Genomic DNA, 6,271 nt, shown 5'->3' on the forward strand with positions numbered 1-6,271 from the left:
TCGCTGCGCGGCAACTTCAAGTTCAACACCAACGGCTATCCGATCCAGGACTTCTATCTGACCAAGGTCGCCAAGCGGCCGGACGGCAAGTTCCAGACCGAGATCGTACAGAAGGTGTTCGAGAACTACGCCGACCGCTACGCCAAGGATTGCGCGGCCAAGTAATCACAGGGAGCGAAACCATCATGAGCCATCCGGAAATTGCCGGCATCACCCGGGCCAATGAGGGCATCCAGGGCATCTCCTGGAACATCCTCGGCCAGATCTACGTGCCGAAGAATCGCACCGAGCACAGCTTCTCCTGGCACGCGACCTTCCCGGTCGGCACCTTCGTGCCGCCGCACATCCATCCCGACCAGGACGAATACCTCTACATCCTCGAAGGCCGGCTCGATTTCTTTCTCGACGGCGCCGAGGAATACGCCACCGCGGGCGACACGGTGCGGCTGCCGATGGGCAAGCCGCACGGCATCTTCAACAAGTCGCAGCAGACTGCGAAGACCCTGTTCTGGGTCTCGCCGACGCGGCGGCTCTACGAGCTGTTCTGGGCGATCCACAACATGCGCGAGCAGAACCCCGACGACGTCGTGAAGCTCGCCGCCGAGCACAACATCCACTTCCTGCCGCCCCCTCCGGGGGCATGAGTCGACTGCGAACTTGTTTGCAGGCTATCGCGCAGCAAATGGTGCGCTCCCTCTCCTCGTCCTTCACGGGGAGAGGGGCGTGGGGTCGAGGGGNGAGCCGCCCGGGTCGTCTCAGATGTTCCTACGACGCCTGCCGCGTCACCATCCGCGCCGCGAAGCCGGCCCGGCTCGCATAGCCCCGCACGATGCCCTCGCGGGCCTCGTAGTTGAGGATCGTGTTGATGTCGGTGAACCCCTGCGGCGCCAGCTGCTCGACGGCATCGATGACGCCCTCCGGCCCGCCACGGCGGTTCGCGGCGACGATCTCCGCAGTCATCGGCAGCCGCTTCTGCTCATAGGCCATCAGTGCCTGGCGCGGATGCTCGGAGCGGGCCAAGGCATCGGCCAGCGCGCGGGCATCGAGGATCGCCTGCGAGGCGCCGTTGGAGCCGACCGGATACATCGGATGCGCGGCATCGCCCAGCAGGGTCACGCGGCCACTCGACCAGTATGGCAGCGGATCGCGGTCGCAGCAGGGATACTCCCAGAACTCCGGCGTCGCGCGCACCATGGCCGCGAAGTCGACCTGGGGAATGGAGAAGCCGTTGACATGCGGCATCAGCTCGTCGGCCTTGCCGAGCCGCGACCAGTCCTCGCGCCGCGGCGGCGCCGTGTTGGCATCGCCGATGCGCACCAGCACGGCCCAGTTGGTGAGCCTCGTCGCCGGGCTGGAGCCCTCGGCGATCGGATAGATCACCGCCTTGGCGTTGAGGCCGCCGGCGATGACCATCGACCGTCCGGTCAGGAACACCGGCCAGTCGGTGGCGCCGCGCCACAGCATCAGGCCGTTCCAGCACGGCGCGCCCTCGTTCGGGAACAGCGTCTGCCGGACCTTGGAATGGATGCCGTCGGCGCCGATCAGCACGTCGCCGCGGACGGTGTGGACATGGGAGCCGGAGCGGTCGAAGAAATAGGCGGTGACCCCGCCCTCGTCCTGGGTGAAGGAGCCGAGCCGGCAACCAGTGTGGACCTTTTCCGGGCCAAGGCGCTCCATCACGGCCTGGTGGATCACGCTCTGCAGCCGGCCGCGATGGATCGAGAATTGCGGCACGTCATGGCCGGCATCGATGCCGCGGGTCTCGTGCCAGACCTCCTGGCCGCGCCGGGTCAGATAGAACAGCTCGTAGGTGCGGATGGCGACCTGATCGAGCCGGTCGAGCAGCCCGAGCTGGGCGAGTTCGCGGATCGCATGCGGCAGGGTGTTGATGCCGACGCCGAGCTCGCGGATCGCATCCGCCTGCTCGAACAGCTCGCAGTCGATGCCGCGCGCCCGCAGCATCAGGGCCGTGGTCAATCCGCCGATACCGCCGCCCACGATGATCGCCTTCATCGTCCCCTACTCCACCTACATTGGACGTACCGGGCGGCAGCGTGGCACGGAGCCTCACTCCGCCGCAAGCGGCTTCGAAGCCTCGGCCTTCAGCTCCGCCCGCGTTTTCGGTTTAGCCTTAATCTTCAGCTCCTCGAAATCCTGCCGCTCCCGCATGCTGTTGCGGAAGATCTGCTCCTTGCCCGGCAAATATTGCGGCGGGCAGACCATCTCGGCGCCGTACCAGGCCGCAGCCCTCATGGTGAAGGCGGGATCGACCAGATGCGGGCGGCCGAGCGCGACGAGATCGGCACGGCCGGCGGCGAGGATGGTGTTGACCTGATCCGCTGTCGTGATGTTGCCGACGCACATCGTGGCGACATGGGCTTCATTGCGGACCTGGTCGGAGAACGGCGTCTGGAACATGCGGCCGTAGATCGGCCGGGCCTCGCGGACGGTCTGGCCAGTGGAGACATCGACCAGATCGACGCCCGCCTCGCCAAACGCGCGGGCGATCAGCACCGCATCGTCGCCGGTGATGCCGCCTTCGGCCCAGTCGGTCGCGGAAATGCGCACCGACATCGGCTTGTGCGCCGGCCACGCCGCGCGCATCGCCGCGAAGACTTCGAGCGGAAAGCGCAGTCGGTTCTCCAGCGAGCCGCCGTACTCGTCCGTGCGCCTGTTTGTCAGCGGCGAGATGAAGCTCGCCAGCAGATAGCCGTGGGCGCAATGCAGCTCGAGCATGTCGAAGCCGCAACGGTGACCGCGCTCGGCCGCCGCAACGAAGTCGGCCTTGATTGTATCCATCGAGGCGCGGTCGAGTTCGCGCGGCACCCGGCTGTCGGGGAAATACGGCAGCGGCGATGCCGAGACGACGTCCCAGCCGCCCTGCTCCAGCGGACGGTCCATGCCGTCCCACATCAGCTTGGTCGCGCCCTTGCGGCCGGCATGGCCGAGCTGCAGCGCGAACTTCGCCTGCGAGTTGGCGTGAACGAAATCGACGATGCGCTTCCAGGCGGCTTCCTGCGCGTCATTCCACAACCCGGCGCAGCCGGGCGTGATGCGGGCGTCGCGGCTGACGCAGGTCATCTCCGTGAACAGCAATCCAGCACCGCCGATGGCGCGCGAGCCGTAATGCACGAGATGGAAATCGCCCGGGACGCCCTCCTCCGCGGAGTACATGCACATCGGCGACAGCACGGCGCGATTGGCGAGCGTCATCTCGCGGAGCTTGAGCGGCTGGAACATCGGCGCCACCGGCTTGTCGACGTCGACATCGAAGCCGTTGGAGCGCACCTGACGCGCAAAGGCCTTGTCGACCTCGGCGACGAAGTCCGGCGCGCGCAGCGTGAGATTGTCGTAAGTAATCGCCTTCGAGCGCGTCATCACGCCGAACGCAAACTGCACGGGATCGAAGTCCCAAAAGCGGTCGACATGCTCGAACCAGACCAGCGACACGTCGGCGGCGTGCTGGGTCTTCTCGACCTCCTCGCGGCGACCGTGCTCATAGAGATCGAGCGCAGCCGGAATGCTGGGCGCGCGCTGCATGGCCTCGGCCAGCGCGATCGCGTCCTCCATCGCAAGCTTGGTGCCCGAGCCGATCGAGAAATGCGCCGTCGACTTGGCGTCGCCGAGCAGCACCATGTTGTCCTTGACCCAGCGCTTGTTGCGGATCATCGGGAAATTGCGCCACATCGACCGGTTGATCAGCAGCGGGTGATCGCCGAGGAACCAGCCGAAGATCTCCTTCATCCGATCGGCGGATTGCCGTTCGTCGAGCCCGGTCAGGCCAGCCTTCTCGAAGGTCACCGGATCGGTCTCGAAGATCCAGGTCGAATGCCCCGCCTCGTACTGATAGGCGTGCGCGATGAACGGGCCCCACTCCGTCTCCTGGAAGATGAAGGTGAAGGCGTCGAGCGGCTTGGTCGAGCCCATCCACGCAAACTTGTTGGCGCGGAGGTCCACCTCTGGTTGGAAATGATCGACGTACTTCTGACGGAAGCGGCTGTTGATGCCGTCCGACAGGATCAGCAGATCGGCATCCGCAAACTGCGTCTCATCTTCGAGATCGACCTCGAACTGCAAGGTGACGCCGAGCTCGCGTGCGCGCTCCTGCAGGATTCGCAGCAGCGTACGGCGCGAGCAGCCGCAGAAGCCGTTGCCGCCGACGCGGTGCACCGTGCCGCGGAAGTGCACGGCGATATCGTCCCAGTAGGCGAACTCCTGGGTGATGCGCTGGTAGCTCGGCAGGTCGTGCTTCTCGAAATTGTCGAGCGTGGCGTCGGAGAACACCACGCCGAAGCCGAACGTGTCGTCGGCGCGGTTGCGCTCGTAGACCGCGATGTCGGCCCTGGGCCGCTGCTTCTTGAGCAATATCGCCGCATAGAGACCGGCAGGTCCGCCGCCGATGATCGCGATCTTCATGAGCGCCTCCACTGGAGAGCCGAGCCAATGGAAATTATTTTAGACCTAAAATATTTCCTGGCAAGCCCCTTCAGTTCCCGCGGATGCCCAATGGCCCCGTCAATTGCCCTGGAAGACCGGCTTCGCCTTGGCGGCGAAGGCTTCGAAAGCGCGGTTGAAATCCTCCGTCGTCATGCACAAGGCCTGGGCAACTGCCTCCGCCTCGATCGCCTCTTCCACCGACATCGCCCATTCCATCGCCAGCATCCGCTTGGTCATGGTGTTGGCAAAGGTCGGGCCGTTCGCGATCTCGGTGGCCAGCGCTGCCGCCTGCGCCAACACGTCGGACGGCGCGACGATGCGGCTGAAGAAGCCCCAGCGCTCGCCCTCGTCGGCGGTCATGAAGCGGCCGGTGTAGAGCAGCTCGGAAGCGCGGGATTGACCGATGATTCGCGGCAGAATCGCACAGGCGCCCATGTCGCAGCCGGCAAGACCGACCTTGTTGAACAGGAACGCGACCTTGGTGCCGGTGGCAGCAAGCCGGATGTCGGACGCCATCGCAACAATCGCTCCCGCACCCGCGCAGATGCCCTCGACGGCAGCCACGATCGGCTGCGGACAGGCGCGCATCGCCTTGACCAGGTCGCCGGTCATGCGGGTGAATGCAGTGAGGCCCTTGGTGTCCATTTTCACCAGCGGGCCGATGATCTCGAACACGTCGCCGCCCGAGGAGAAATTGCCGCCTGCGCCGGTCACGACCACCGCCTTCACGTCGTCGTCGAACGCGCAGGCGCGGAAGAAATCGGTCAGCTCGCGATAGCTTTCGAAGGTCAGCGGATTCTTGCGCTCAGGCCGGTTGAGCGTCACCGTCGCAACGCGATCCTTGACCGTGAGCAGGAAATGGCTCGGCTTGTAGTCCGCCAGCGGCACGGTGACGGGATTGGCGGGTCTCGACATGTTAGCTCCCTTTACTCGATTGTTCTGTCTGAATGCGGCGGCCTATACTTCGCCGCCAGCCACCGCGATCGCCTGTCCGGTGATCGCGCTCGCACCGGTGCCGCACAGCCACAGCACGGTGTCGGCGACCTCCTGCGGCCTGATGAGCCGCCCCTGCGGATTGTGCCTGGCGAGCTCGGCGATCGCCTGCTCGCGGCTACGGCCGGTCTTCTTCATGATGTTGTCGACGCTGTCGGCGACGAGATCGGTGTCCGTAAAGCCGGGGCATACGGCATTCACCGTCACGCCGGTCGCAGCCAACTCCAGGGCCAGCGAGCGCGTCAGGCCGACCACCGCGTGCTTCGCCGCGGTATAGGCACTGACATAAGGGTAGCCCTTGAGGCCCGCGGTAGACGCCACAGCAACGATGCGGCCGGAAGGCTGCGCCCTCATCGCCGGCAACACGGCCTGCACCGCGTGCACGACGCCCATGAAGTTGATGTCCATCATGCGGCGGAACAGCGCGGCGTCGGACTTCAGGAACGGCGCAGACTCCGCGCTTCCCGCGTTGGCAACCAGGATCGTGATCGGCTGCCGTGCGGCAGCAGCATCCACCGCCGCGCTCAGCGCAGACTGATCGGCGACATCGGCCACGGCGGCGGCGTCGGCACATCCGTCGACGATGGCCTCATCGAGCGTTGCGCGATTACGCCCGACGATCGTCACGGTTGCGCCGGCGAGCTTCAGGGCGCGCGCGATTTCACGCCCGATACCGCGGCCGCCGCCCGTCACCATCGCATGCGCTGCTGCAGGCAGTCCGGACATGCGCGCGTCTCCTCATCTCTTGCCATACGATCGCAGCTTCCAGATTATTTTAAACTTCAAATTTTTGCAACAACACGCCCGAAGCAGCTTGACACCTCCGTTGCCGCGACTAGCG

5 protein-coding genes and 1 pseudogene are annotated in these 6,271 nt (G+C 65.5%); 2 read left to right on the forward strand and 4 right to left on the reverse strand.

All coding sequences use genetic code 11. The features are described 5' to 3' along the window. Together BRAS3809_RS37345 and BRAS3809_RS16260 are read left to right on the forward strand one after the other, a co-directional pair. A pseudogene (locus BRAS3809_RS37345) lies at window positions 1-165 on the forward strand (ABC transporter substrate-binding protein); the annotation flags it as partial. A 20-nt stretch (window positions 166-185) separates the two neighbouring features. Next, entirely contained in the window at window positions 186-644 is a 459-nt protein-coding gene (locus BRAS3809_RS16260) for a cupin domain-containing protein (RefSeq protein WP_008963203.1), read from the forward strand. A 121-nt stretch (window positions 645-765) separates the two neighbouring features. Here the strand turns inward: BRAS3809_RS16260 and BRAS3809_RS16265 are convergent, their stop codons facing one another. From BRAS3809_RS16265 to BRAS3809_RS16280, 4 genes are all read right to left on the reverse strand, one after another. Next, a complete protein-coding gene (locus tag BRAS3809_RS16265; protein WP_008963204.1) occupies window positions 766-2,013 on the reverse strand; it encodes a flavin-dependent oxidoreductase in 1,248 nt (415 codons plus the stop codon). A 54-nt stretch (window positions 2,014-2,067) separates the two neighbouring features. After that, on the reverse strand, window positions 2,068-4,416 hold the full coding sequence (locus tag BRAS3809_RS16270; RefSeq protein ID WP_008963205.1) for a bifunctional salicylyl-CoA 5-hydroxylase/oxidoreductase: 2,349 nt from the start codon (window positions 4,414-4,416) through the stop codon (window positions 2,068-2,070). Window positions 4,417-4,515: 99 nt separating this feature from the next. Next, complete coding sequence (locus BRAS3809_RS16275) at window positions 4,516-5,352, reverse strand: enoyl-CoA hydratase family protein (RefSeq protein WP_008963206.1); 837 nt, start codon at window positions 5,350-5,352, stop codon at window positions 4,516-4,518. Between the two features lie 42 nt (window positions 5,353-5,394). Beyond that, window positions 5,395-6,156 (reverse strand): SDR family NAD(P)-dependent oxidoreductase, encoded by a 762-nt coding sequence (locus BRAS3809_RS16280; protein WP_008963207.1) that lies wholly within the window; start codon window positions 6,154-6,156, stop codon window positions 5,395-5,397. Window positions 6,157-6,271 lie beyond the last annotated feature (115 nt).

This window comes from Bradyrhizobium sp. STM 3809 (assembly GCF_000239795.1).
In the GTDB taxonomy this organism is placed as follows: domain Bacteria; phylum Pseudomonadota; class Alphaproteobacteria; order Rhizobiales; family Xanthobacteraceae; genus Bradyrhizobium.

Coding starts and splice junctions, on each gene's coding strand:
- BRAS3809_RS16275 (WP_008963206.1), bottom strand. CDS start 5,352: ATGTCGAGACCCGCCAATCCCGTCACCGTGCCGCTGGCGGACTACAAG.
- BRAS3809_RS16260 (WP_008963203.1), top strand. CDS start 186: ATGAGCCATCCGGAAATTGCCGGCATCACCCGGGCCAATGAGGGCATC.
- BRAS3809_RS16280 (WP_008963207.1), bottom strand. CDS start 6,156: ATGTCCGGACTGCCTGCAGCAGCGCATGCGATGGTGACGGGCGGCGGC.
- BRAS3809_RS16265 (WP_008963204.1), bottom strand. CDS start 2,013: ATGAAGGCGATCATCGTGGGCGGCGGTATCGGCGGATTGACCACGGCC.
- BRAS3809_RS16270 (WP_008963205.1), bottom strand. CDS start 4,416: ATGAAGATCGCGATCATCGGCGGCGGACCTGCCGGTCTCTATGCGGCG.